The sequence below is a fragment of the Actinorectispora metalli genome, from assembly GCF_056323685.1.
The window spans coordinates 1,607,087-1,631,470 of sequence record NZ_JBREYE010000001.1; the positions used below are offsets into that span (position 1 = coordinate 1,607,087).

At 70.7% G+C, this 24,384-nt stretch carries 21 protein-coding genes and 1 tRNA gene; 9 read left to right on the top strand and 13 right to left on the bottom strand.

Translation table 11 applies throughout. The features are described 5' to 3' along the window. Positions 1 to 7: 7 nt before the first annotated feature. Both amrS and ACU6XJ_RS07365 read left to right on the top strand, forming a co-directional pair. A complete protein-coding gene (gene amrS, locus ACU6XJ_RS07360) occupies positions 8 to 1,015 on the top strand; it encodes an AmmeMemoRadiSam system radical SAM enzyme (protein ID WP_476307942.1) in 1,008 nt (335 codons plus the stop codon). Further along, complete coding sequence (locus tag ACU6XJ_RS07365) at positions 1,015 to 1,224, top strand: radical SAM-modified peptide, FtsH ternary system-associated (protein ID WP_476307943.1); 210 nt, start codon at positions 1,015 to 1,017, stop codon at positions 1,222 to 1,224. Before amrS ends, ACU6XJ_RS07365 begins: the two co-directional genes overlap by 1 nt. On the opposite strand, the gene ACU6XJ_RS07370 is transcribed toward ACU6XJ_RS07365, so the two are convergent. The 13 genes from ACU6XJ_RS07370 to ACU6XJ_RS07430 are packed head-to-tail and all read right to left on the bottom strand — an operon-like array spanning position 1,225 to position 16,487. Next, positions 1,225 to 4,356 carry a WD40 repeat domain-containing protein gene (locus tag ACU6XJ_RS07370; protein WP_476307945.1) on the bottom strand — a complete coding sequence of 1,044 codons (3,132 nt, stop codon included), beginning with the start codon at positions 4,354 to 4,356 and terminating at the stop codon, positions 1,225 to 1,227. Continuing rightward, positions 4,353 to 5,903 (bottom strand): hypothetical protein, encoded by a 1,551-nt coding sequence (locus ACU6XJ_RS07375; RefSeq protein ID WP_476307946.1) that lies wholly within the window; start codon positions 5,901 to 5,903, stop codon positions 4,353 to 4,355. The genes ACU6XJ_RS07370 and ACU6XJ_RS07375 overlap by 4 nt, the downstream gene beginning before the upstream one ends. Next, a complete protein-coding gene (locus tag ACU6XJ_RS07380; RefSeq protein ID WP_476307948.1) occupies positions 5,903 to 6,610 on the bottom strand; it encodes a hypothetical protein in 708 nt (235 codons plus the stop codon). The genes ACU6XJ_RS07375 and ACU6XJ_RS07380 overlap by 1 nt, the downstream gene beginning before the upstream one ends. Further along, positions 6,607 to 6,876, bottom strand: coding sequence for a hypothetical protein (locus tag ACU6XJ_RS07385; RefSeq protein WP_476307950.1), 270 nt, complete (start codon positions 6,874 to 6,876; stop codon positions 6,607 to 6,609). Before ACU6XJ_RS07385 ends, ACU6XJ_RS07380 begins: the two co-directional genes overlap by 4 nt. 1 nt (position 6,877) lies before the next feature. Further along, entirely contained in the window at positions 6,878 to 7,672 is a 795-nt protein-coding gene (locus tag ACU6XJ_RS07390; protein ID WP_476307951.1) for a hypothetical protein, read from the bottom strand. Between the two features lie 10 nt (positions 7,673 to 7,682). Next, entirely contained in the window at positions 7,683 to 8,885 is a 1,203-nt protein-coding gene (locus tag ACU6XJ_RS07395; protein ID WP_476307952.1) for an AAA family ATPase, read from the bottom strand. Continuing rightward, positions 8,882 to 10,714, bottom strand: a complete 1,833-nt coding sequence (locus ACU6XJ_RS07400; protein ID WP_476307953.1) for an ATP-binding protein — start codon at positions 10,712 to 10,714, stop codon at positions 8,882 to 8,884. Before ACU6XJ_RS07400 ends, ACU6XJ_RS07395 begins: the two co-directional genes overlap by 4 nt. Beyond that, entirely contained in the window at positions 10,711 to 11,478 is a 768-nt protein-coding gene (locus ACU6XJ_RS07405; protein WP_476307954.1) for a hypothetical protein, read from the bottom strand. Before ACU6XJ_RS07405 ends, ACU6XJ_RS07400 begins: the two co-directional genes overlap by 4 nt. Then, on the bottom strand, positions 11,465 to 12,541 hold the full coding sequence (locus ACU6XJ_RS07410; protein ID WP_476307955.1) for a JAB N-terminal domain-containing protein: 1,077 nt from the start codon (positions 12,539 to 12,541) through the stop codon (positions 11,465 to 11,467). Before ACU6XJ_RS07410 ends, ACU6XJ_RS07405 begins: the two co-directional genes overlap by 14 nt. Beyond that, complete coding sequence (locus tag ACU6XJ_RS07415; RefSeq protein ID WP_476307956.1) at positions 12,528 to 14,003, bottom strand: effector-associated domain EAD1-containing protein; 1,476 nt, start codon at positions 14,001 to 14,003, stop codon at positions 12,528 to 12,530. Before ACU6XJ_RS07415 ends, ACU6XJ_RS07410 begins: the two co-directional genes overlap by 14 nt. Continuing rightward, positions 14,000 to 15,019, bottom strand: coding sequence for a ThiF family adenylyltransferase (locus ACU6XJ_RS07420; RefSeq protein ID WP_476307958.1), 1,020 nt, complete (start codon positions 15,017 to 15,019; stop codon positions 14,000 to 14,002). The genes ACU6XJ_RS07415 and ACU6XJ_RS07420 overlap by 4 nt, the downstream gene beginning before the upstream one ends. Next, complete coding sequence (locus tag ACU6XJ_RS07425) at positions 15,016 to 15,636, bottom strand: hypothetical protein (protein WP_476307960.1); 621 nt, start codon at positions 15,634 to 15,636, stop codon at positions 15,016 to 15,018. The genes ACU6XJ_RS07420 and ACU6XJ_RS07425 overlap by 4 nt, the downstream gene beginning before the upstream one ends. Further along, positions 15,633 to 16,487 (bottom strand): CHAT domain-containing protein, encoded by an 855-nt coding sequence (locus tag ACU6XJ_RS07430; RefSeq protein ID WP_476307962.1) that lies wholly within the window; start codon positions 16,485 to 16,487, stop codon positions 15,633 to 15,635. Before ACU6XJ_RS07430 ends, ACU6XJ_RS07425 begins: the two co-directional genes overlap by 4 nt. Before the next feature lie 193 nt (positions 16,488 to 16,680). Between ACU6XJ_RS07430 and ACU6XJ_RS07435 the strand changes: the two genes are divergently transcribed. From ACU6XJ_RS07435 to ACU6XJ_RS07465, 7 genes are all read left to right on the top strand, one after another. Next, positions 16,681 to 17,664, top strand: coding sequence for a protein kinase family protein (locus tag ACU6XJ_RS07435; RefSeq protein WP_476307963.1), 984 nt, complete (start codon positions 16,681 to 16,683; stop codon positions 17,662 to 17,664). A gap of 4 nt (positions 17,665 to 17,668) precedes the next feature. Next, positions 17,669 to 18,751 carry a TRAFAC clade GTPase domain-containing protein gene (locus ACU6XJ_RS07440; RefSeq protein ID WP_476307965.1) on the top strand — a complete coding sequence of 361 codons (1,083 nt, stop codon included), beginning with the start codon at positions 17,669 to 17,671 and terminating at the stop codon, positions 18,749 to 18,751. Between the two features lies 1 nt (position 18,752). Beyond that, the gene (locus tag ACU6XJ_RS07445) at positions 18,753 to 20,525 is read left to right on the top strand and encodes a hypothetical protein (protein ID WP_476307967.1); all 1,773 of its coding nucleotides are present in this window, start codon (positions 18,753 to 18,755) and stop codon (positions 20,523 to 20,525) included. A 16-nt stretch (positions 20,526 to 20,541) separates the two neighbouring features. Beyond that, on the top strand, positions 20,542 to 21,633 hold the full coding sequence (locus ACU6XJ_RS07450; protein ID WP_476307969.1) for a hypothetical protein: 1,092 nt from the start codon (positions 20,542 to 20,544) through the stop codon (positions 21,631 to 21,633). Beyond that, on the top strand, positions 21,633 to 22,157 hold the full coding sequence (locus ACU6XJ_RS07455) for a hypothetical protein (protein ID WP_476307971.1): 525 nt from the start codon (positions 21,633 to 21,635) through the stop codon (positions 22,155 to 22,157). The genes ACU6XJ_RS07450 and ACU6XJ_RS07455 overlap by 1 nt, the downstream gene beginning before the upstream one ends. Positions 22,158 to 22,306: 149 nt before the next feature. Further along, positions 22,307 to 22,379 (top strand) — tRNA-Arg (locus tag ACU6XJ_RS07460). 537 nt (positions 22,380 to 22,916) lie between these two features. Next, positions 22,917 to 24,257 carry an FAD-dependent oxidoreductase gene (locus ACU6XJ_RS07465; RefSeq protein WP_476313837.1) on the top strand — a complete coding sequence of 447 codons (1,341 nt, stop codon included), beginning with the start codon at positions 22,917 to 22,919 and terminating at the stop codon, positions 24,255 to 24,257. The last annotated feature ends 127 nt before the right edge of the window (positions 24,258 to 24,384 follow it).

Consider the following 24,384-nt stretch of genomic DNA (forward strand, 5'->3'; position numbering starts at 1 on the left):
GAGAGGCATGCGCTGGCAGCCCGCACTGCTCTACCGCGCCGAGAAGGATCGGCTGCGGTGCACGCTCTGCCCCTACCGCTGCTCGCTGCGCGACGGTGACGTGGGCGTCTGCCAGGTGCGGCGCCGCAGTGGGGACCGGATGGAGACGGCAACCTTCGCGACCTCGGTCACCCACCTCCAGCCGATCGAGCGCAAACCGCTGTACCACTACCGTCCCGGCGGGCAGGCCCTCACGCTGGCCGCCCCCGGCTGCACGTTCCGCTGCGACTACTGCGTCAACTACCGCATCTCCCAGTACGGGCGCGACGAGGGCGCCGCCTGGCAGGCCGAACCCGTGGTACCGGCGGACATCGCCGCCGCGGCAGCCGAGCAGTCCGCCGCCATCGCCCTGTCCTACACCGAGCCCTCGCTGGCCATGGAGCTCACGCTCGCCCTCGCCGAACACGGCGCGCCGCGCGGTGTGGACGTGGTGTGGAAGAGCAACGGCTTCCTCACCCCGGAGGCCACCGACCTGGTGGCGCCGAAGCTCGCGGCGGTCAACATCGACCTCAAGGGCGTGGACGACGACGCGCACCGCAGGGTCACCGGAGCGTCCGCGGCACCGGTGCTGGCGGCGATCCGGCGGCTGCGCGCACACGGCGTCTGGGTGGAGATCAGCACCCCGCTGATCCCCGGGCTCAGCGCCGAGGACGACTCGCTCAAGGCGATCGCGGCGGCCATCGCCGAGATCGACCCCGGCATGCCGTGGCACCTGCTGCGGTTCACGCCGACGTTCCGGATGCGCGAGGAGGCACCCACCACACCGGAGGCGCTGGCGAACGCCCGCCGGATCGGCGTGGCGGCCGGGCTCCGCCACGTCTACGTCGAACGGGCGCTCGGCCCCGCCGGGCGCGCCACCCACTGCCCAGGCTGTGCCGTCGAGGTGATCATCAGGGGCATCTGGTCGCTCGACGAGAACCGGCTGCGCGGAAACGCCTGCCCGGACTGCGGATACGAGCTGGAAGGACGATGGTGATGGCCGACTACGAGTTCGTCGAGGATCTGCCCGACCTGATTCACGCCGAGGACTACAGCGAGCACCCCGCGGGCAACCTCGTCCGCCTGCGGATCACCAGCAGCGAGGAGGGCGTGGAGATCCTGGGCGACGCGCTGCGCCCTGAACTGCTGGAGCGGCTGCTCGAAACGCTGGACCCGGAGGTCATCGAACAAATGCTCTGCGGCTGATCACTGGCCGCTGATCAGGCCGAGGACAACCTCTGACACCGCCTCCGCGCTCGGGGTGGCGGCGAGGTGGAACGTGCCGGGGCTGCCCGTGGGCACCGCCATGCCCGGGTACTGCACCCGGACCACCAGCAGGTCCGGGATCGACGGCGGGGCCAGGAACGGGTGCGTCACCAGCACCGTCCGGGGCCTGCCCGCCACCGGATCGGACAGCTGCGGCAGGTTCGCCGCGGCCAGCCGCATGGCCCGCCGGACATCCGGCGGCCGGGTCGAGCCGGTCACCCACATCCGCGCCAGGTCCGCTGGGTGCCGCACGGGCAGCGGATCGCCGTCCTCGGACAGCGGGATCACCGCGCAGCTGTGGCCGCGGTCCAGTGCCGTCATGACCAGCAGGTGGACCACACAGCGGGCCGTGATGCCCGGTTGCCCGTGCAGCGCGGGGGTGTCGTCCAACAGCACCACCGTGGCGCGCGGCGCTGCGGGCGGGCTGCCGCGTCTGGTGCGGTACAGCAACTCGCCCCGCAGATAGCGGGCGGCGAGCAGTTCCGGCACCGCCAGCTGGGTGGGCACCAACGAGTTCACCCTGCCATGCCGGGCGAGGCCCGCGTTGCCGCCGCCCGCACCGGTGCCCTCGGCCCGGCCCGCCCGCAGCATCGGCACCCGCATGCTGAGCATCCGCCGCTGGTCCGCGCCCAACACCCACAGATCGCGCCGCAGCTCACGCAACCGGAGCGGCAGGGTGGGGTCGGCGGCGACCGAATCGGCGCCCAGCAACGTCAGCAGCGTCAGAGTGCCGCCGTCCACCTCGTTCAGCACGCCCAGCACTTCTCCGTAGGACGGCTCGGGCCGGTCGGCGTCGGTCGCGGCCGCCGCGAGCGATTCGCGCAGCGCCGCGGCGAGCCGATCCGGGTCGGCGTCCGCGGGCGCCTGGTGATCCTCCGATGTGGACAGCCCCGCGGCGAGGAACGTCGCGATCCCGATGGCGGCGGTGATCGGCCAGCGCAGGGACCTCAGCTCCACCAGCCCGCGATGGGACTCCAGCGTGCGCAGCGCGGCGGGCGGGCGGCCGGTCAGCAGGCCGAGCAGGTCGGCCAGCACGGCCAGCGGCACCGCGAGCCCTGCCCTGGCCGCCGACACCCCCAGCCCGACGATGGTGTCGACGCCGAAGGGCAGCTCGTGGCCGGTCCTGGCGGTTCCGGTGCCCACCGGGTGCAGGTCCCAGCACGCCACCAGTCCGCTCTGGTAGGTGACGGCCACCGAGTCACCCGCGGGTGACCAGCTCACCGTCCACACCGGCCCGTTGCCGGTTCTTGGCGGCGGCAGCGACCGGATGCGCTGCCCGGTGACCGCGTCCCACAGGTCGACGCTGCCCTGCTCGGCGCCGGGCATGGCGAGCGCGGTGGAGTCCGGCGACCAGGCCAGCGCGGGCGCCCAGCCGGGGCCGACGCTCGGCGCCAGCTCATGTCGCGGCCGCCAGGTCTCGGTGTCCCAGACGAGCACCGGATGCCGACCGCCCTCCGGTGCGGCGGCCAGCGCCGCGCCATCGGGTGACCAGGCCAGCCGCCCGAACACCGGGTGGTTGGCGCCCGCGGGCTCCGGTCCGGCGACGCGCCGCCAGTTCTCGGTCTCCCACACCACGATCCGCGGTCCGCCCGCCGCGGCGAACCTGCCGCCGTCCGGCGACCACGCCAGCCGCCCGACGCCTTCCCGCGCGGCCAACCGGACGGGGTCGGCGGTGAGCGAGCGGTAGACGTGGACGTGTTCGGGCCTGCCGCCGGGTTCGGGCACCGCGAGCACGCCGTCGGCGGCGGGCGACCACACCGGCGCCTGCCCGCCGGGAATCCGCCCGGCGGGCTCGCCGGAGTCGGTGTCGAACAGGTGCACCCCACCCTCGGCCCCGGCGTCGAGGTGGAAAGCGGCGGCCACCCAGCGCGCGGACACCGCGATGTCGACCACGCCGCCCGGCAGGGCAGGCAGGTCGCTTTCCCAGCGCACCCCGCCGCCGAAGTCCGCCGGGGCGATCCTGGCCAGCCTGCCGGATTCCAGCTGCACCACCTGGCTTTCGCCGTCGGGAGCCCAGCCGAAGCCCGGCGCCCAACGGCGCGGTCCGGCGGGCACGACCAGCCGAGGCCGGACCGAGGGCATCGCCCGCCCGTCGACGTCCCGGCCGCGACCCAGGGTGCGGCCCGCCCTGGCCGCCCAGCGGCGCACGGCGAGGTCGGCCGTGACGCTCGCGGTGGGCAGTTCGGTGTCGGGCAGCGCCAGCACGGCCACGTTGTCGGCATCGACCCGCGCCGCGACCGCTCCCCCGTGCCCGACGTGCAGAGCCTGCGAGGACACCAGATCAGCGGGGATGCGACCCGTGGGCACCAGTTGGCGGTCCACCACGTCGATGCCGTCGGGGAAACCGACGAGCAGGTGCGACCCTTCGCGGGTGAACTGCACCGAGTTCGGGCGGGTGCCGGGATGTGCGGGCAGCACCGCGAGTTCGCTGGAGTTGGGCCGCGGGTAGACCAGCAGCACATGCCGCACGCCGAGCACCGCGATCAGCTTGCCGTCGCGGGACCAGGCCAGGCGCCGGGTCCCGACCTCCTTGGTGCCGATGGTGCCTCTCATGACGGCGTTGTCGGCGTTCCAGAACTGCAGCGACCGGGGCTGCGCCACACAGAGATCGTGCGTGTCGGGCTGCCAGGCCAGCGCAGCCACCCGCTGGCCCGCGACCTGTTCGCTGATCCCCCCGGTGTCCCGGTCGAGCAGCAACAGCAAGCCGCCCGCCGTGCCACAGCACAGGAACCGCCCGTCGGTGGTGATCGCCATCGCGGTGATGTCCTCGCGGACCGCCAGCGCGTCGGGCAGGCCGACGGCGGCGCCGGTGTCGGGGTCGATCGCCGTGAGGCGCCTGCCTGCGAGCACCAGCAGCCGGTCGCCCGCCGGTGTCCAGCACAGGTCGACCGGCTCGGCCGCACCGGTGGACAGGGCTATCGCGAAGACCAGCGCGCCGCTGGTCTCGTGCATGGCGAGCCGGTCGCCGGTGACCACGGCCACCAGCGTGCCGTCCGGGGACACGCTCACCGACCGGCAGCCGGGCACCCTGATCCTGCCCAACTCCTCGGCGGTCCAGGCCACCTCACTCACCGGCGCTCCGCGGCCTGTTCGGCGGCCCGCTGGTACAGCCTGGCCGCTCGCTGGAACTCCCCTGCCTGCTCAAGACTGCGCGCGGCCTTGGGGAAATCGCCAAGCTGCTCCAGCCGAACCGCCTCCCGAAGCTGGTGGTCGCGGTCGGCGGGCTCACGCTCGGGCGCTCCCGTCGCCTCGTGCCGCACGGCCCGGGTCACGGCCGGATCGACCACTTCGGACAGTTCGGCCAGCGTGTCCCGCGCGGTGGCCGACAGCCCGGCCGTCACCTCGGGCACCTTCCCCAGCCACAGCGCCCAGGCGGGCACCAGGTTCTCGATGGAGAAGCGGCAGGCCCGCCGGTCGGTCACCGCGACCACCGTGCCCGCAGTGAGCCCGAGGCGGTCCACCAGCGCCGCGGCAGGCGGTTTCGGACGGAAAGTGCGTCCACTGTGGAGGTATAAGCCGAGGCGCTCGTACCTGGCCAGCGGGATGCCGAAGGGGATCTCCCTGGACAGCCCGCCCGGCTCGAGCACCAGGTGCATCCCGGGGCCGAGCAACACGTACAGGTCCTCGACGTCCGGGCCGTAGGCGAGGAAGGACCGCAGCAGGCCGAGGTCCTCATCTCCGACCAGCACCGCGTCGACGCGGTGCGCGGACCGGGGGTCGGGGACCATGGCGACCTCGATGCCCAGCACCGGCGGCAGCGCGACGGGCTCGCCGCCGTCGACCAACGCCAACCCGGCGGGCAGTGCCACGGCGGGCGTGACCTCCTCGGTCCTGGTCTCCAACTGCCACACGCCGAAGCCGTCGCAACCGAGCAGCCAACGCTCCCCGGCGGGCACGTCGGCGGCGAGATCGGCGTCGCCGATGGGCAGCCGGGCCCGCAGATCCACCAGCAGCCGCGGCTCATCGCAGCGGCACACCACGGTGTCCGGCAGGGCGGCCATGGCCGCGAGCCGCCTGGCCGACAGCGGGGTCTCCCCCGTGCCCAGGCGCACCGCGATGGCGGGCCGGGGCTTGCCGGTCCCACCCACCGGCCGCAACTCCACCTGGCTGACGGTGACCGGCAACCGTTCGTCGGCGCACTGGCCGATCAGCAGTCTGGCCAACGGTCCGTTGGTGATCACCATCGCCTGGGTGGGCGCCGAGACGATCGGCGAGGACGCGACGGCACCGGCCAGTTCCACCGTCCGGACCGCGGGCCAGCGCTCCATGTCTCCAGGGGCGGCGCGCACCAGTCCGCCGGTGGCCAACGCGAGGTCGGTGATCGCGATATCGGAGCCAAGCCCGAGTTCGGGCGGCAGCCACACCCCGCCTCCAGGGTCGCGGCGGCAGGCCGTCGGCATTCGCCATGCCGCGCCGCCGAGCGCGCCGAGGAAGGTCAGGGCATCGCCGTCCCGGCCGAACCACAGTGCATCGGCCGCCCGCCTGGGTTCCCGCTGGGGTACGCGCTCGGGGGGTGGTGGCGCGGCGGGGACGGGGTCGATCCGCTCGACGCCGAAGGCCGGTCCCCGCGGGAAAGGCGGCGGTGGCATCGGCTGGCGTCGCTTCTTCCTGCCGAACATCAGGACACCACCTTGGTGATCTTGTCCTGGGCGGGGTCGCGCTCCTGCCGGTCGGCCACCACGGTCGGTTCCCTGGTGGGCAGCCCGCTGGTGCCGCCGAGGGTTCGCTGCGCCCAGTCCCGCCACTGGTCCAGTGCGCCCCGGTCGCCGCAGCGGTACCAGGCCGCGAGCAGCCGAGCGGCGAGATCGTGCCGTTGGACCAGGTCCGCGGCCCGCACCCCCCAGTCGACGGCGTTCCTGCGCTCGGCGGCCCGGATCGCGGACAGCGTCCGTTCCAGCGCGTCCAGCGCGGACACCAGCGCCGCGGGTCCCCTGCCGTCCAGGGCGTCGGCGAGTCCGGCCGCGATCTCGTATCGGGCCTCGCGGCCGTCGCGCCTGCCGACCTCGAGCAGCCAGCGAGCGCGCGGGAACCGGTGCGTCGTGGTCAGCAGCACCCAGGCGGCCGACAGTTCGTCGCCTGCCTGCTCGTAGCAGCCCGCGGCCAATTCGCCCTGTCCCAGGCTGAGGTAGCAGCGGACGGCGGCGGCGGGGTCGGTGGCCGCGGTGTGGCAGCGGGCCGCCTCGGCGAGTTCACCCGCACGCTCGTACAGCCGGGCGGCGGGCCCGAAGTTGTCCGTCCGCTCCCAGCAGCGGGCGGCCTCGACGAGCAGGCCCGCCTGCTCGTAGCAGATCGCGGCCCGCTCCAGCAGTGGGATGCGGCCCTTCACTGCGTGCTCTCGCCCTCCTGCCTGGTCCGCGTCTGCCCAAGCTCCTCGGCCGGTTCGGCGATCCGGTAGTGCGGCTGGTCAGCCGCGGGCTGGGTGCGGACCTCCTCGATCAGCGGCCGCGGCTCCAGCACCGCGCCGACCTCGTAGGCGATCCGATCATGCTCGGCCTCGTGGTCGGCCCCCTGCCGCGCGCTGAGGTCGTCGACCCGGAACTCCTCGACCTCGCCGGTGTTGCTGTTGACCCGGAAGATCACCCGCACTCGCACCTCAGGCCTCCATCTCGAACTGGATCTCGACCACGCCGTCGGTGTCGGTCACCGTGATGTTCTGCGCGCCGTGCCTGCGGGCGTAGTCCAACAGCACCTGTCTGGCGCCGACGGCGGCCGTGCGCATCACCACCCGCAGGGTCTCCCGGTGGATCTCGTCGACCCGCATCGCCGCCTCCCGGTTGAGGCGCTCGGACTCCGACTCGCTGGCCTCGGCAAGCCGCCGCCGGGCATCCTCCTCGGCGGCCCGCTGCACGTCCTCGGCGTTGCCCGCGAGTTCGTCGTCGGCGGCAGCCCGCGCCTGCTGGGCGAGGAACTCCGACCGTTCCATCGCCCGCCGCTCGGCCTCCGCCTCGGCCTGGCTCCGGCCGATGCGTTCGGCGGCTGCCCTGGTGTTGCCGCCATAGCCGTCGCCGTAGTACATGCGCTCGACCTCGGCCTCGACGGTCTCGCTCACCTGGCCGGTGACCACCCGTTCGCCGCGGCCCTCCACGGCGAGGTCGGAGCTGACCTGGACGACGATCTCCAGCTCACCGGTGTCGGGGTCGTAGGTGCCGTGCCCGCCGGGCACCGCGCAGCGGTAGCGCCCCTCGACGTAGTCCCATTCGGGATCGGCCCCGACGGCATCCTCGAAGCCCCTCAGCATCCCCGGCGAGAGCATGTCGGCGAGTTGCTGGTTGAGCCTGGCCTCACCGACCGCCGTCCCGGTGGCCTCCGCGGTGCGGACGATCTCCGCCCGCCACTCCTCGGAGATGGTCCTGGTGGCCCGCAGGCGGATGCGGCGGGGATTGCACATACTCGTCTCCTCATCCGGCTTCGGCCAGCCGCTGGGTGATGTCGTTGATGAGCTGCCGCACCGCGGCGATGCTCGTCGTGTCGTGCGGGTGCTCGGTGCGCAGTTCGGACTCGATGACGTTGAGGTCGCGCAGCGCCGCGGTGATGGCCAGCAGGTTGGTCGGCCCGGACCGCTCGTCGAGCTCCCGCGCACGCTGCCGAGCACGCGCCACCAGCACCGCCGCGCTGGCACTCGGCGCGAGCGGACGCCCGCCGTCCTGCGCCACGAAGTCGCCGACCACGGCCCGCACCTGCGCGGCGTCGGCGGGTTCGGTCCAGATGTGGCTCAGCGGCCAGAAGTCGCGCGGCCGGGCCACCCCGTCCTCGCGGAGCAGGGCCGCGCCCGCGATCAGCTTGAGGCCGCGCACGATCCTGCGGTCGGAGAGGGTGACCCCCTGTGCGACCAGGTCGGCGATCAGCTCCCGGTACTGCTGCCGGACCTGCGCGAGGTCCACGTGCGGAAGCTGTTTGAACAACTCGAAGAGCGCCTCCAGCGTGACCCTGCTCTGCGCCCTGGCATCCCCCATGTCCGTTTCCGACCTGGCCAGGTCCACCCGCTCGAACCGGGCGCGCCTGATCTGTTCCCGCTCCTGCTTCCAGCCCCGGTCGAGCAGTTCGGTCAGCCGGGTGCCTGCCACCGGGGCGACCTCCAGCCGTAGCAGGAACCGGTCGCTGAACGCCCGCAGCGCGGGGTCCTCCGGCGATTCGATGGAGGCACCGAAGACGCTGGTCAGCGGCAGCCGGACCCGGTTGGCGCCGTTGTGGAAGTACCGCTCGTTGAGCAGCGCGAGCAGCGTGTTGAGGATGGCGCTGCTGCCGTGGAAGACCTCGTCCAGGAACACCACGTCGGCGTCGGGCAGCATGTTCTCGGTGAGAATGTGGTAGCTGCCCTTCTGGAACTGCTCGAAGTCCAGCGGCCCGAAGATCTCCGACGGCTCGGTGAACCGGGTGAGCAGGTAGCTGAAGTGGCGGGCCGAGATCATCCTGGCGAACTTGGTGATCAGCTCGGTTTTGCCGGTGCCCGGCGGGCCGAGCAGCAGCACGTGCTCCCGGCACAACGCGGCCAGCACCACCACATGCGCGGCCTCGCTGCGGTCCACGAACTGGTTCTCCAGCTCCCGGATGACCGAGTGCAGCCGCCGAATGGTGTCGATGTTGCTCTGCGGCAACGTCATGCGCGCCCCCGCGTGCTCATTTCCTTGTTCTTGCGGGCCAGGTAGGCGGCCCCCGCGAGCTCGCCGAGCTCCTCGGGGCCGATCTTGCGGTTCTCGAAGCGCTTGCCGACGTAGGCGTCGCGGAACAGCGAGCGAATCTCATCGCCGTTCCAGCCCTCGGTCGACTTGACGATTTCCTCCAGCAGCCCGTCGATGTCGATGCCGTAGCGGCGCGCGTGCACCCGGATGATGCCGCGCCGGGCGTCGTCGTCTGGCAGGCTGATGAGGAACTCGCGGAACCGGCTGGGCCGCAGCAGAGCCGGGTCGATCAGCTTGAGCTGGTTGGTGGTGCCGACCACCAGCATCTGCACGTCCGGGCGGAAACCGTCCATCTCGGTCAGGATCTGAGCGACCATCGCGTTGGCCGCCCGGCTGCCGCCGTCGTCGCCGCCGGAACGTTTCTGGGCGATCGCGTCGAACTCGTCGAAGACGATCACCGAAGGCGCGTTGCGCCGCGCCTCGGCGAACAACTCGCGGACCCGCCGCTCGCTGTCACCGACCCATTTGCTGGTCACCTCGGGTCCGGACACGATCTGGATGGTGGCCCCGAAGTTGTGCGCGATGGCCTTGGCGAACAGCGTCTTGCCGGTGCCCGGCGGGCCGTGGAAGAGGAATCCCGGCGAGGTCAGCTCGCCCCGCAGGTGCTTGTCCTCGTCCCCAAGGTGCAGGCTGGCCTCCTTCAGCGCGAGTGCCCGCCGCACCTCCTCCTTGACGTCGTCGTAGCCGCCGATGTCGTCCCAGCTGACGTTGGACACCTCGAACCCCGCGGACTGCTGGGCCTTGAAGGTCCGGATCGCGGCCTGTAGATCCTCCACGGTGGCCGGGCCGGGTGCGCACTCCTGGTAGGCGTAGCGCAGCGCCTGCCGCAGCCGAACCGGGTTCAGACCCGCCAGGTACTTGTGCGCGTCGCTTTCGTCCAGGCCTTTGAACAGGTCGGCCTCCGCCCGGGTGATCAACGCCCGCTGGGTGGGCAGCGGCTCGTTGGTCGCCGGGTCGATCACGGTGCGCGGCACGCCCTCGATCGAGATCCGGGTGCTGAACCGCGCGGCCAGCACCTCGGGCAGCGGCATGGACGGGTCGGCGAAGGCCAGCACCGGGTGCTCGGCGTTGCCGTAGAGCAACGCCACCAGTTCGCGGGCCTCATTGGACATCGCGGAGTCCTGACCGCCGCCCAGCAGATCGAGGTCGGGGACGACCAGCACCTCGCCGTGCTTGAGCTGGCGCACCAACTCGCGGAGTTGGTTCAGCAGCCGCTGACGCAGCGTCGCGGGCGGCACCGGGCTGAGGTCGGCCATCGCGCCCTCGTCGGCCGGATCGGCCGTCACCTCCAGCACCCGCGGCGTCTTGCCCGCCTGCAACACCACGTGCTCGGTCAGGTGCGGCACGACGATCTTGTCGCAGACCAGCACCACCGACAGGTCCGCCCGCAGCAGCGAGGCGGCGTGCCGGACGTCGGCGTGCAGGGCGAGCCTGCTGGCCTGCTGCTCGGTCAGCTCGCGCGGGTACTCGTCCACGACCGGCGGGGGCGGCGGGGCGGCCGGGGCCGTCGAGCCGCCGGTCGCTCCCGGCAGGAACATCGGCCTGCTGAGGTCGACCTCGTCGCGGCTCAGGAAGTCCAGGCCGAACTCGGTGAACGGCAGGTCCAGCCAATCGGGCGGCAGCGGGCTGGTGAGCAGGAACGCGCCGCCGCGCAGCGCGTCGCCGAGGGTGGTGTCCGAGTTCAGCCCGTACAGGGCGTCGCGGTCGGCGTCGGACAGGCTGACCACCTGGACGCGCATGCTGCCGGTCATGCCGTCGCCTCCAGGTGGGCGACCCGCCGGTACAGGCGGACCCCGTTTAGGTAGTCCGTGAGCCGCGTCCGCTCGCGAAGCGCCTGTGGGCTCGCCCGCTCGATGTCGGCGAGCGCCTGCCACCAACTCGCGGTGGGCCGCACGTCGGCGGGGCTGCCACCAAGCGCCAGTTCCACCCGGCAGTCCCTGGCCCGGTCGCGGTACCAGTCGCCGTGCCGGTGCAGCGCGGTCTCGTAGACGTCGAGCACGAAGTCGCGACGCGGAATGCGGAACCGGGAGAGCAGTTCGCCGCGCCAGGCCCACTGCCGGTCCGACACCGGCGGGGCGGTCAGCCGCCGGATCGCCAGCGCCCGTCCGTCGGGATGTTCCAACAGCTGTTCCAGCAGGGCCTCCCCGGGCATGGTCGCGACACCGTCGGCCGGTTCGTCGCACAGCACGGTCAGCGGGGACCGGCTCTGCAGCGCGGCAACCAGTTCGGGGTCGGTGATCCCGGTCCGACAGGCCTTGGTGACAAGCCCGAAGTTGACGATGACGTCGTAGGGGTGACGTGGTTTGGGCGCCAGCAGGGCCAGCTTGCGGGCGGTCGCCGCACCGGCACGACCGCCGATCGCGGCGGCGAGGACCACGCAACCCAGCCCGGGCGCCCGGTCCTGGCCCAGCGGCGGCGCAGAGAGCAGCAGGCGGGCCGTGGTGACCGCGGCCAGCCTGCCGACGGCGGCCCGCAGTGCCTGCGGCGGGTCCGCCAACTGCTCAACGCCGCTCATGTCGCCTTCCGGCGCGCTTGTCGGTGGACTCGCCATTGACCACTCGAGTACCTGTAAAGCGGTATCCACCGCGCTCATCCGGACTCCATTGAGCGCACACCCTCATCTCGTCGCCCACCCGGCCGTAGAACCGGAGCAACCGCTCGTCACTGGTCACGTTGATCAGCCCGGCCACCTGCCACGGCCTGCGGAAGGTGCCGAAGTGCAGGTCGAGGTCCACAGCGGACAGCCCCATCGACCGGGTCGCCGGAAACGGGTGGGTGTGGTACCAGCCGACCAGTTCCTCACCGGCCTCCCGTTCCGCGATCAGCCGGTTGACGGCGCTGAAGGAGTCCCCGGTGAAGGTGAAGTGCGCCGCGCTCGCCCCGGTTCGTTCGGCCGGGGTGACGTGGGTGAGCTCGACCAGGTACCGGGAGCGGGGGTTGCCGGTGCGGCGCACCTTGCCGAGCAGGAACCCGCCCTCCTCGATCCGCACCGACAGCGGCAGGTCGTAGAGGAACAGCTCGTGCAGTTCCTGGGACACCATGACGTTGGTCGCGGTGAGCCGGTCCTCCCGCAGGCCGAGCGAGCCCGAATCGACCTCGGCGACCTCCGGTTCGTCGATCCGGTCCACGGAGAACGGCAGCCGCCGCTCCTGGTCCAGGTTGACGTCCACGGTGCCCTCGATCGTCGGCACCGGCCGGACGTTCGCCCGCCGGTCCAGCACGGGGTGGCTGATCCGGAAGGACCAGTTCTCCTCGGCCGGGTCCAGCCGCAGCGCCAGTTCCTGCAGCCGCGGCCCGAACAGCTCCCGGATCCGGTGCTTGCCGCGGTAGACGATGTTCTCGCCGTCCACCGCGAGCACCTCCAGCTCGCCGTGCGTGGACAGCAGGTTGACCATGTTCGGCTTGCCGTCCACCGCCCCCGCGTCGTCGACCGACTGGAACAGCAGCACCAGCCGCACGTCGTCGGCGTCGTCGCCGAGTTCGGCCGCCAGCCGGTGCTTGAGCAGCGGCTCGACGGACAGTCGCCCGTAGTAGTGCCCTGGCGAACCCTTGTAGAGCACGATCTCAGCGATCGTCATCGCTGTCCTCCCACTCCGCGATGAACAACGGCAGCGGTTTCTCGTCGCTGGTGCTGAGCATGAGATCCGATGACTCGTCCATCCGGTTGCCGCCGATGGAGACGATCGCGTCCTGACCGCGCTCGGAGCGGGCCCACCGCGCGGCGTCGCCGTCGACGTAACCGCCGGTGTAGCTGTGCTCGGTGAACTCGCGGGCCTCGTAGTTGCGGTACCGCGCCATGTTGACCAGCATCTGGCACAGCTCGCCGAGGTCCAGGTCCGGTCGGTAGGCGTCGCTCAGCGCGCCGAGGCACACGCCCGCGGCTCCCGGCCTGCCCTGGGTCGGCGCGATATTCGGGTGGAACACGGCGCTGAGCCAGTGCACCCGCGGTGGGACACGGGGGAATTCCGACGGGAACTGGAGCCGGACCTCGTGCCGGTTGATCGGCACCGGCTGGAGTTCGGCGGCCCGGAAGTCCTTGGGCGGCGCGAAACCGGGCACCTCGAGTTCGAGGATGTAGTTGAAGGGCAGGTCCGGCGGTTCGGCGACCTTGATGCGGAACTCGGGGTTGGCCTCGGCGAAGCGGGTGATTTGCAGGCGCGCGGTCTCCAGTCCCTCCTGGAACCAGTGCGTCATGCCCGCGGTGGCCTGTGGTGAGACCCGCAGCGAGTCACCCTCGCGGAAGTCCGATTCGTGCAGCGTCTGGTCGGGGTTGTTGAGCCTGCGGGCCTCGCCCTCGTCGTCGATGAGGTCGACGACCGTCCGGATGAGACGGCCGCGTCCGTCGCGCACGGCCTCGTCCGCGTACTGCCCGAGCACGGCGAACGGGATGTCGCGCACCGGGGTCGTCGCGGGCACGTTGGTCAGCCGGTAGGCGGCGCCGTCCGGTCCGTACACGACGATGTCGGAGTACAGGTAAGGCCGGAAGTCGTAGCAGGCATAGGTGATCCGCGCGTGCTCGCCGAGGTTGGCCGCCTCGGCCTCGAGTTGTTCGACGATCTCGGCGGCCCGGCCGCCGGGGTGGTTGATCCGCACCGCGGTCTGCGACCGGCTGGTGTAGAGCAGTTCGGCGTCCTCGTCGGCCACCCGCTGCACGATGCGCAGGAACTCGGCGTGCTGGTCGCTGTCGATCAACAGCAACGCGTGGTACTCGCCCTCGCTTTCCAGCCGGGGATCGGCCTCCGGTTCGGCCGCGGCCTCGGGGTCCTGCACGGTCTTCTCGCGCAGGGCCTGCAACTCGGCGTTGCCGGGGTACCGGGCGGCGATGCGCTCGACGGTGCGGGTGATGCCCTCGTGCAGCACGCCGTCCTCGAGCAGTTCGACCACCTCGGACCAGAAGTCCCTCGGCCGGTTGAAGGCCGGGATGTGCTCGGCGGGGAAGCCGAGGTCGTTGAGGAAGGCCCGAGCCTCCGAGCCGGTGCGGATCAAGCCCAGTCCGCCGAGTAGTACGTCTCGCATTTCCCTGGGCAGTTCGTCTCTCACGGCCGTCCTTTCGTACCGGTACTGGCCGCTGCCAGCTCGACGTATCGGGGTCCCCCGGTGGCGCCGGGGCGAAGAGCCGGAACCAGTTCGCGTTCGGCCACTCCGAGATCACGCAACGTCCGATCGGGATCGGCGTCGCGAAGCTGAAGGGTGGGGTAGCCGTCACCGCCCGCGAAGTCCGCCCAGGACATCGGCAGCTCGTCATCGTCGAAGCTCGCGCACAGCTCGGCAGCGGTCGAGTCGACGGTGAGGTCCACCGGTCGCACCAGGTCGTCGGCGATCCGCTCGTGCAGCGGGCAGTCCTGCGCCTTGGGCGGCGTCATTCGGTAGGAGGTGCCGTCGCTGACCTCCATGCGCAGGATGCCCTCCGGCACCCGCAGCCCGAAGGCGGAGCGCACCGCCGTGCTCGCCAGCCACGAGCCGACCAGCGCCGAGACCGGCGCGGACGCTCCCGCGGGTTCGGCCCGCACGGTGTCGCCGCAGCTCCACGGATCGTCCTGCACGGCGCGTTCCCGGTCGGTCATGCCGCAGCCGAAACACCGCCCGCCGGGCGGGAAGACGCGGAGTTCGCCGCCCCAGGGATGGGTGCCGCCGTCGATCACGCCCGCGCCGACCAGGTTGCAGCGCACCGCCAACGCGATCCGCGCCGTCTGGCTGTCCAGGCAGCTGAGCACGGCGGTGGCGTCGCGCAGTTCGGCCAGCCCCACCCCGGAGGTCAGTTCCGCGACCCTCGGCTCGACCAGGGTGTCCGGCGCGAGTTCGGCCAGCACCGCCGCGGCCACCGTCGCCTTCGGCTCGCCGACGTGCCGGGCGGTGAACAAGGCGCCCCGGCTCAGGTTCGATTCGCTCACCACGTCGGGGTCGCACAGCAGCAGCCTGCCGACGCCCGCCTGGGCCAGCAGGCGGGCGGTCTCGGTGCCGACCGCGCCCACTCCGATCACGATCATCGTGGCCGTGCGCAGAGCCGCCTGGTCCCAGCCGGGGATCAGGCGATGCCGGTCGTGGCGGCCGGTCACTGCGGCCTCAGCTTCACAAAGCTCATCGGGCAGTGGTGGGGTTCCTTGCCGAGCAACCAGTTCGTCAGGCAGTCCAGCCCGCGGAAGGGGTCGTGGTGCACGGGCAGCTTGCAGCGCGGGTTGTCGATATCGCAGGGACACAGCACGACCGCCTCCAGCGGACGCAGCGAGTGCCCGCAGCAGGCGCAGCGGCGGCGCAGCGGCATCTTGGCGACCATCTTGTCGCCGGGCTCCAGCCGCCTGCCGATCGTCTTGAGCGGGTTCAGGTTGTCGGCGGCCTGGTAGAACAGCTGCGCCTTCTCCTGGTCGACCACCGACTCGGCGTCAACCTGGCCGCTGCACGGCAGTTCGACGCTGTGATGCCGGACCCGCTGCTTGTCGTCCGCCAGCAGTTCCACGAAAACCGCGTCGCCCACCCGGAAGGTGTGGCGGCAGACCGAGCAGACCTTGTCCCGGCCCGCGACCCAGGGCGAGTTGACGGTGGTGGTCGCCGGTCCGTCCAGCCGGTTGGTGGGGTCCTGACCTCGCTGCCTGCCGCGCCAGAACAGGCGGACCGCCTCCGGTTCTTCAAGCTGCTCGCCCTCCGCCGACTCCGCGGGCATGGGGACCTCCGTCATGGCACCTCCCGTGACGCCGTCAGCATCCGGATGACATTGGGATCGCAGCCGTGAAGGGCCAATTCGGCTCTGCCGATGATGTAGGCCTGCGTGAAATCGTGCCCCATCCCGATCGCCCGGTAGAAGGCCGTTGCGAATGTGACGGCGCAGTCGTTGCTCAACGGCCCAGTCGCGCCGATCACCACCTCGACCGAGGCCAGCAGCACATCGGCATAAGCGCCGTTGTAGCAGGAGTTCAACAGCACGCAGCGGATTCCGCCGACCGCGGCGAACGCCTCGCCCAGGCTCGCCGACGACACCGGCTTGCCCCGGCCCCGGTCGTCCTCGAAGACAAGCTCGCCGCCTGCCGTGCCGTGTCCGGAGAAGTGCACGATCTCCGGGCGGGCCTTCAGCAACGCGTCCATGATGTCGTTGGTCCGAGTCGCGGTCCTGGTGGTCACCCGCAGGCCGGGATACTGGTCGGCGACCCGGTCGATCTCGCGTTGTTCGACGTCGAGCCGAACCACCGTGCTGTCACTGGGCGCGGCCTGCAGACACAGGATTCGGTGGACCCCCCGGGGCGCGGGTCCGGTCGGGGCGAGCAGGTCGCGTAGAGCCGCGTTGGCCTTGAAGACGCCCTGCGCCGCGATGATCAACTCGGTGAGGGTGAAGTCGAACTTGCCGTCCGCGACGTCCGAGCAGACCTCACTCCACACCTCCACCGGTGTCCGGCCGTCGGTAAAGGGCAGCTGGGCCGCATCGGCGCCCAACTGCCGCAGCAGGGTGTGAATGGCGGGCGTGGTCCGAAAAAGCCTGCCCAGTAATGAAAAAGAATTCGCATTTCGTAGGTCGTCATACGTCAGTTCACGCAATGGCTGGCCCCCATCCCCCTTGTGTCAGCCAGTACCAGAAACTCCCACCCCGGCGACCATGGAAGCGATCGCGGCGCCGGTAAGCAAGGTATCGGCACTGGGCCATTTCAGTGAATCGCAACACTCAGTTGTCGTGTTGTTACCGTTAGCGTTTGTACTAGTGTCGATCTCACGGGGGACAGGTATCGACATCATGACGGAACGACTACAGCTTGTGCTGGTCGATCAGCCGACTGCGGGACAACAGTCCTACGACATCGAGTTTGCCGGCCCGCAGCGCGCCACGTCGCTGATGCGCTGCCGCTGGGGGCGGAACGGGCTCAACCAACCGGTGGTGGCCAAGCTCGCCCACGGCGGGCAGCCCGCGATGGAACTGCTGTTCCGCGAGGAGCGGATCGGCCGGATCATGCATGACCGGCTGGCCACCGGCTATCCGACCCAGCTGGCCAAGCTGATCGGTCACAACTGGACCACCACCCCGCAGCTTCTGGTCACCACCCACAACGGCGAGGAGCTGTCCGCGCTGGCCGACCGCCTCCCACTGAGCAGGGAGCTGCTGGCGCCGGTGCTGCGCGATCTGCTGGGGGCGCTGAGCTGGCTCGGCCAACTCAGGGTGGTGCACGGCAGGATCGGCCTGTCGACCCTGCGCTGGGACGGCACCGTGCTGACGCTGTCCGACTTCGAACACGCGGTGCTCGACGGCGAGCCCCGGCCCCGGTGCGCCTGCTGCCCTCGGCAGGAAGGCCTTGCCTCCCACCGCGATGACGTGCTCGACGCGGGCCTGGTGATCTACCGGCTCTACACCGGCGACGAGGTCACCCGCGAGGAGGCCCAACAGCAGCTTCCGCTACAGGACGCCGTGCTCGCCAGGCTGCTCGCCGACGTGTTCGTAATCCGGCCGGATGCCCGCCCCGACGCCCGCGAACTGCTGCGGCGCCTTCGGATGCCCGATCCGACCCGGACGATGTTCCCGGCGCACTGGGACAACCAGGAACGCCGCGCCAGGGAGAGCTTCGCCCAGATCCGCCGCAACCAGCGGGACTTCCGCGCCCACCGGTCCCCGTCCACGCCGCCGGGCGTGCTGACGGTGGTCCAGGTCAGCCCGGCCGTCATCGTCTCGGTGCTGTTCGGCGTCCTGATCGTGTTCGCGGCGATGGCCGCTCTTGTGTGGGGATAGCGGAGTGGCGAAGCAGTTTTTTCAATTCGAGCGGGTGGAATGCCCGATCTGCCTGCGCACGCTGAACTGGCGCCAGGCCAGGGTGGTCACCCTCGACCAGTCGAACCAGGCGGTCCCCTTCACGCGCAGGCCCGGAGAGACCGAGGCCTCCCGTCTGCACCGGCTCACCGGCGCCTACCGGGTGTGCCCCGGTGAGGGCACCGATCACTACCTGCCCTACGACTACGGGGACTACGACGAGCGGATCGTCATCGGTCTGATCGGTGGCAGCTCATCCGGCAAGACGCATCTGCTGGCCGCGATCATCGGGCAGCTGATGCGCCGCCTGACCAGGCTCCGCCAGCTTGGCCTTCAGATCGACCCGCTGGATCTGCCGCTGCACCAACGCTATCTGCGCACGTTCGTCGATCCGTTCATCGGCGGCCGCGAGATGCTGCCGCAGACCCAGGTCGCGGACGTCGAGTTCGCCGACGCCCTGCGGGTGACCAACCAGCACACCGGCCGCCGCTACGCGGTCACCTTCTTCGACGTGGCGGGCGAGATGCTGGCCAGCGCCGACCCCAAGACCACATTCGTCGGCGCCATCAACGCACTGATGTTCGTGCTCGACCCGGAATCGGTCGGCGGCCTGACCAAGACGCAGTCCACTTCCGCCGGGGACGCCGCGTTCGATGTGGTGTTCAACAGGCTCAACAAGATTCGCAATCCAGCGGACGAACCGCTGCTCTCCATTCCCGCCGCCGTCGTGGTGGCCAAGTCGGACCTGCTCAGGTTTCGCTCACCGCTGGTCAGCAAATGGCTGTCGGCCCGCAGCGAGGAGGAGGAATACGACCTGTCCACTGTGGAGCAGGAAAGCGAGGACGCCTATGCCTTCCTCGCCGCTCGGGGTGCTCAGCGCTGGCTGGTGCCCTTCGAGCGCTGCGCGCAGTCGACCCTGCATTTCGCCAGCGCCACCAACGTGCCATCCAAGGACGGCAAGTTCCCGGCCCGCGGCTTCGAGCAACGCCGCGTCCTCAAGCCCTTCCTTACCCTGTTGGCAATGAAGGGGGTCATCGCGTGGAACGCACTGCGGCCGGTGGAGGCATGACATGAGGACGGCGACCGAAACCTCGACGGTGCACCAGATCATCTACCGGTGGTCCGGACGCCCCCTGGTCGGCCCCAAGGGCGTCGGCCCGGTGGCCGCCTCACTGTCCACATCGGACCTGGAGGTCTGGCACACTCGCCTCAACGACAAGGTGTGGGCGCCGCGCAAGGACACCGCCGAGGTCGAAGCGGCCCGGCCGGGACTGGCGTACCTGATCTTCGACGGAACCGCAGTGATCGTGCACAAGGTCTCCGCCGCCGACCCGCAGGGCCGCGACTCGACCCTCGCGCACGTGTTGATCAGCCCGCACCTGACCGCGACGACGGCGCTGGGGCTGTTCGACTGGCCCGGCTGGGTGCGCGAACCCGAGGATGCCGACCGACTGGTGGCCGCCGCCGAGGCACTTGAACCCGCCAGCTTGGGCGCCCTGCACAACGCGGCCCACGGCTCGGCGGGGCAGCCCGGCGGGCTGGACCGCCTCCGTGAGTTGGCCAGGCAGCAACCGCCGCAGGCACTGGCCATGCTGTTGTCGCGGCTGATGGCCTCGCCCGCCGAACGGTTCACGGTGTTCGGCCCCGCGGAGCCCGCGGCCCTGCTGTGCGGCCTGCTCGACCTGGTCGGCAACGCGGGCGACGCACCCCTGACGTTCGCGACCCGCGAATCGGCCGACTCCGGCGCCGACCACGCCAAGATCGCGTTCCTGGCCGGTGGCGAGGCGTTCTCGCTGCGCGGCTCCAACCGGCTGCGGATCAACCTGGCCGCCACCGACTCGCCGCCCACCCGGTTCGCCGCGGGCATGGCCGAGCTGTACCAGCGGTGCGGGGAGAGCGCGGTGCGACCGCTGCGCCGCAGTCCGGCACCGACGACGGTCCCGGAGTTCGAGGACTGGGCGGAGCGCTGCCAACTGGCCCCCGGTGTGCTGGCCTGCGCGGCGGACCTGCTCTGCCGCATCGGCACCGCGGACCTGACCGCCGAGGAAGCCGCCTTCCTCCGCAAGAAAAAGGCCGACGCCCGGCTGGCGCGGCTGGTGAGCAGGCTCAGCCCGTCCGAACTACAGGCGGTGGTCAACGCTTGGAACGACCGGATCGCCGAGTGGAGCCACTACCCCAACATGATGGCGCTGGTCGACCAGACCTACCGAGCGCACCAGCTGACCACCGCGCGCACCGGCACCTCCGCACCGCGCCACCAGACCGGGATGTCCTCGGGCGCCAAGGCCAGAGACCTGGGGGACACGGTCCTCCGCAGCGACCGGCCGATGGACCTCGCACGCGTGTTGCAGCTGATCGAACTGGCACGGCAAGAGCAGATCACGCCGGAACACCAGGTACGGCTGGTGTTCGAGGCCACCGAGAAGGTGCCGCTTGCCGACCTGCTGGAGTGGATCCACCAGCAGGCGAGCAGCATGCCCGAAGCCACCGAGGTGATACTGCGCGCGCTGGGTCCGCGCGATCGCCGGAGGTCGAAACAGCAACTGTCCGACGCGCGAGCGCTGTTCCGCCACCACTACGGCATGGCGGCCGCCGTACACCGGTTGCGCCCCGAGCCCGCTGACCAGATCGAGCTCTTCGGAATCCTCGTCGACGCCGTGCTCGGTCCCGAACCCGATCACAAGCATCTGTGGGATCTGCTCACCAAGGTGGAAATGCGCCCCGCACCCGCGCTGCTCTACGCGCTGCACCGCAGGGTCGACAGCTCCCGCGCGAGCAAGACCCTGGCCGACTCGATCACCAAGGCGTACTTCGATGCCTACGGACTGAACCGTCCGCGATGACCACGCAGGAGCGCAAGTGACCACCCTGAGCGAGATCGGCGGCAGGCTGCACGCGCTGGCCCGCACCGTTGGCCCGGGTTCCTCGGCCGAGACGCTGCGGATCCTGGGCGACGAGCTGACCGAGGGCGGCGGCAGGCTGGCCGGTGTCGACCTGATCAGCGCCTACCCTCCTGAGGTGCTGGTACCCGACGGCCCGCACAGCGAGTACCAGCGGGCCGCCTTCGGCTTGGAGATCCTGCGTGACGTGCTGGTGTTCCTGCCGGTGGCGATCACCTGGTGGCAGCTGCGGTCCGCGCTGACCGCGTTCGAGAGCGCGCCCGAGGGCACGTCCTTCCTGCTGGGCTGGCAACAGGGTTTCGGCGGGCAGACCTCATCGCTGAGCACCGCGGCGCTGTGGGTCGCCCTGATCGTGATCTGCATCGTGCTGGCCAACCTGGCCATGCACGCCTGCCTCACCCTCGACGAGCGCAACCGCTCCCCCGAGCGACGACGACAGGAACTGGCCCGCGACCTGGTGCTGGCGACCGCCCTGCTGAGCAGGCAGGAACACACCCAGATCGACCGCCTCCCGCTGCGTGAGCTCAGCAAGGTCGGCAGCCGGATCACCGTGGCCAACAAGGAACTCGTCGACGCGCTGGGCGCCGCCCACACCGGGATCAGCAACGCGGTCGCCACCGGCCCCGGCAGCGCACTGGGCACCGCCCTGTCCACGTGGACCTCGGCCGCCGAGGAACTCCGCAAGGCAGGCGAGGCGCTCAAATCCCCCGCCGACACCATGGTGGAATTGAAGCGACTGCACGACGCCGTGGTCGAGGACGGCCGACGCCTGCGCGGCGGGATGGAACAGCTGGTCACCAACCTCGCCGACAACACCAGGGCGATGACGGCCGAAAGCCACACCCATTCGGCCGTCGCCACCGAGGTCCGCCGCTCCATCGAAGAACTCGGCTTCGCCCTGGAAGGCTTCACCAGACACACCGAATCCCTCAGCGAACTGGTCCTCCAACTCCGCAACGTGCTCGACAAACAGGACCTCGGCTATCGCGAGTGGGAGCCCGCGCACAGCCCGCTCGGCAACGCGGGCAGGCCGCTGGGCGAGGGGCACTGATGCGCTCCACCCGCGACCGGATGCGGATGTCGATGCTGGCGGGCTGGCTGTTCGCGGACCTGTTCCTTGTCCTGCTGCTGGTCGCCTTCTCAGCCCTGCCCACCAGACAGAGCGCCACCCCGTCCCCCTCCCCCACGACCACCACCACGTCGTCACCCACCACGACCACCACCCCGCCGCTGCCGCCCTCGCTCAACCAGGAGCCGGTCGTCGTGCAACTGCCCGGCATCGATGTGGCCGCGCTGGAACGTGGCGGTCCGGATGGCCCGGAAGCAGCCAGGATGGTGGACCAGCTGACCGCCGAACTGGCCGCTCGAGGCCTGGGCGCCCGTCGGGTGGGTTTCGTCCTGGCGTTCGCTCCCGGCCCCCGAAGCTCCGTGCCGATCGCCCAGGCCAGGGCGAAACTGGCGATCGACATCGCCAGGGCCAAGATCCCCAACTTCAGCGGCGCCGCCGACCCGAAGGAGGGCTACTGGGGCGGCGAATCCAGCCCGCTGGAATTCTCGATCTTCCTGTTCGTCTGACCTTCGACAACCCCGAACCCGGCGCTGTCGTCCACGGAGCCACCTGCACCGGTCAACCCGTACCGCGATCATGAATCCCACTACAGCCGCGAGCTGTCGGATCTACCCGGGTGGCTCCACCAGCTCGTCAGGCAGTACCCTGGATCTGCGCCTTCGTAGCTCAGGGGATAGAGCACCGCTCTCCTAAAGCGGGTGTCGCAGGTTCGAATCCTGCCGAGGGCACTACACAGACGGCTCCACCCCGGAGTGCGGAACGCTCCGGGTCAGCGGAGCAGGTCGAGCTGGATGTGGTCCAGGTTGAATTCTGTTTGCTGTTCTCCGGCATCCGGACCACGAGCTCATGCCGCCCCGCGCCGAGCACGCGTTCCTCCAGCGGCTGGAGTTCGAACGCGTTGTGGCTGGTCGTGTTGGCGATCGGTGCGCCTGTGCCCGCCTGTCCGTCCCACGAATTCTCCGGGGCCGCACGCCGCTGGCCGCAGTGGCTGGTGATCATGAGGGCGCGGGATGATCCATCGCCACCAGGCTCAGGGCCGCAAGGACGGCACCGGCCACAGCTGACTTCGTGATCATGCTCCCTGCCTCACCGGAGTGGTAGCCGACGGGTATCCCTTGGAGCCTGTGCCGCAGAAAGATCGATCCGGGTTCGTGGCGTGGCGTTGACCACGCGAGGCCGTCAAGTTAGGGCTGCCTTACCTAAGCTTCGCCTTGTTGGTGCGAGGCGAGGAGGAGTCGATGGGCAGGCCGCTGCGGGTGGCGATCGTGGGAACCGGGCCCGCGGGGGTGTATGCCGCGGACAGCCTGGTCAAATCGGAGCAGGCGGTGTCGATCGACCTGTTCGACCGGCTGCCCGCGCCCTACGGACTGGTGCGGTACGGGGTCGCGCCGGACCACCCGCGGATCAAGGGCATCGTCACCGCGCTGGAGAAGGTGCTGGATCGCAACGAGATCCGCTTCTTCGGCAACGTCAACTACGGCATCGACCTCAAACTGGACGATCTTCGGCAGTTCTACGACGCCGTCGTCTTCGCCACCGGCGCGGACTCCGATCGCGAGCTGGACATCCCCGGGATCGGGCTGCCGGGCAGCCACGGCGCCGCGGACTTCGTGTCCTGGTACGACGGGCATCCTGACGTGCCGCGCGAGTGGCCGCTGGACGCCGAGAACGTCGCGGTGATCGGCGCCGGGAACGTCGCGCTGGACGTGGCCCGAATCCTGGCCAAGACCGCTGATGAGCTGCTGTGCACCGAGATCCCGGCCAACGTCTACGAGAGCCTGCGGCGCAGCAGGGTCACCGATGTGCACGTCTTCGGTCGCCGCGGGCCCGCGCAGGCCAAGTTCACGCCGCTGGAGCTTCGGGAGCTTGACCACTCACCGAACGTCGAGGTGATCGTGCATCCCGAGGACATCGAGTTCGACGATGGCAGCCTGCGGGCGATCAACGACAGCAACCAGACCAAGATGATCGTGAAGACGCTCCAGGAGTGGGCGATTCGCGAGCCGGGCAGCAGGCAGCGCAGACTGCACCTGCACTTCCTGCACTCGCCGGTCGAGGTGCTCGGCACCGATCGCGTGCGGGGACTGCGCACGGAGCGCACCGAACTCACCGGCGACGGCAGCGTGCGCGGCACCGGGACCTTCCACGACTGGCCGGTGCAGGCCGTGTACCGCGCGGTCGGGTACCTCAGCTCGCACCTCGCCGAACTGCCCTTTGACCACCGCGCGGGCACCGTGCCGCATGAGGCGGGCCGGGTGATCGACCTGGACGGGCAACAGCTCACCGGGGTCTACGTGACCGGTTGGATCAAGCGCGGGCCGGTCGGGCTCATCGGGCACACCAAGGGCGACGCCCTGGAGACCGTTGGCTGCCTGCTGGCCGACGCGCCGCTGCTGCCCAAGCCCACGCGGCCGGACCCGGCGGCGGTGCCGGAGTACCTGGCGGCCAAGAGCATTCCGTTCACCACCAAGTCGGGGTGGAAGCTGCTCGACGCGCATGAGATCGAGCTGGGCGGGCCGCACGGTCGGGAGCGGATCAAGGTGGTGGACCGCGGGGAGATGACCGGTATCTGTCACGCGTCCCGTTCCGCGGACTGCACCGTCTGACCGGATCGGGGCATCCCGCGGTGGGCTCTTCGGCGGCATCCGGACCGCCATCGCTTACGCCGAGTGAGTGCACGCCGGGTGCCTGTTGGACCGTCCGGCCTCCGGGTGCCTGCTTTCGCACCTCTCC

Bases quoted from the DNA above. Each gene is read 5' to 3' on its own strand.
- amrS (WP_476307942.1), top strand. From the start codon at position 8: ATGCGCTGGCAGCCCGCACTGCTCTACCGCGCCGAGAAGGATCGGCTG.
- ACU6XJ_RS07455 (WP_476307971.1), top strand. From the start codon at position 21,633: ATGCGCTCCACCCGCGACCGGATGCGGATGTCGATGCTGGCGGGCTGG.
- ACU6XJ_RS07405 (WP_476307954.1), bottom strand. From the start codon at position 11,478: ATGAGCGGCGTTGAGCAGTTGGCGGACCCGCCGCAGGCACTGCGGGCC.
- ACU6XJ_RS07435 (WP_476307963.1), top strand. From the start codon at position 16,681: ATGACGGAACGACTACAGCTTGTGCTGGTCGATCAGCCGACTGCGGGA.
- ACU6XJ_RS07425 (WP_476307960.1), bottom strand. From the start codon at position 15,636: ATGACGGAGGTCCCCATGCCCGCGGAGTCGGCGGAGGGCGAGCAGCTT.
- ACU6XJ_RS07445 (WP_476307967.1), top strand. From the start codon at position 18,753: ATGAGGACGGCGACCGAAACCTCGACGGTGCACCAGATCATCTACCGG.
- ACU6XJ_RS07395 (WP_476307952.1), bottom strand. From the start codon at position 8,885: ATGACGTTGCCGCAGAGCAACATCGACACCATTCGGCGGCTGCACTCG.
- ACU6XJ_RS07410 (WP_476307955.1), bottom strand. From the start codon at position 12,541: ATGACGATCGCTGAGATCGTGCTCTACAAGGGTTCGCCAGGGCACTAC.
- ACU6XJ_RS07365 (WP_476307943.1), top strand. From the start codon at position 1,015: ATGGCCGACTACGAGTTCGTCGAGGATCTGCCCGACCTGATTCACGCC.
- ACU6XJ_RS07375 (WP_476307946.1), bottom strand. From the start codon at position 5,903: ATGTTCGGCAGGAAGAAGCGACGCCAGCCGATGCCACCGCCGCCTTTC.
- ACU6XJ_RS07390 (WP_476307951.1), bottom strand. From the start codon at position 7,672: ATGTGCAATCCCCGCCGCATCCGCCTGCGGGCCACCAGGACCATCTCC.
- ACU6XJ_RS07400 (WP_476307953.1), bottom strand. From the start codon at position 10,714: ATGACCGGCAGCATGCGCGTCCAGGTGGTCAGCCTGTCCGACGCCGAC.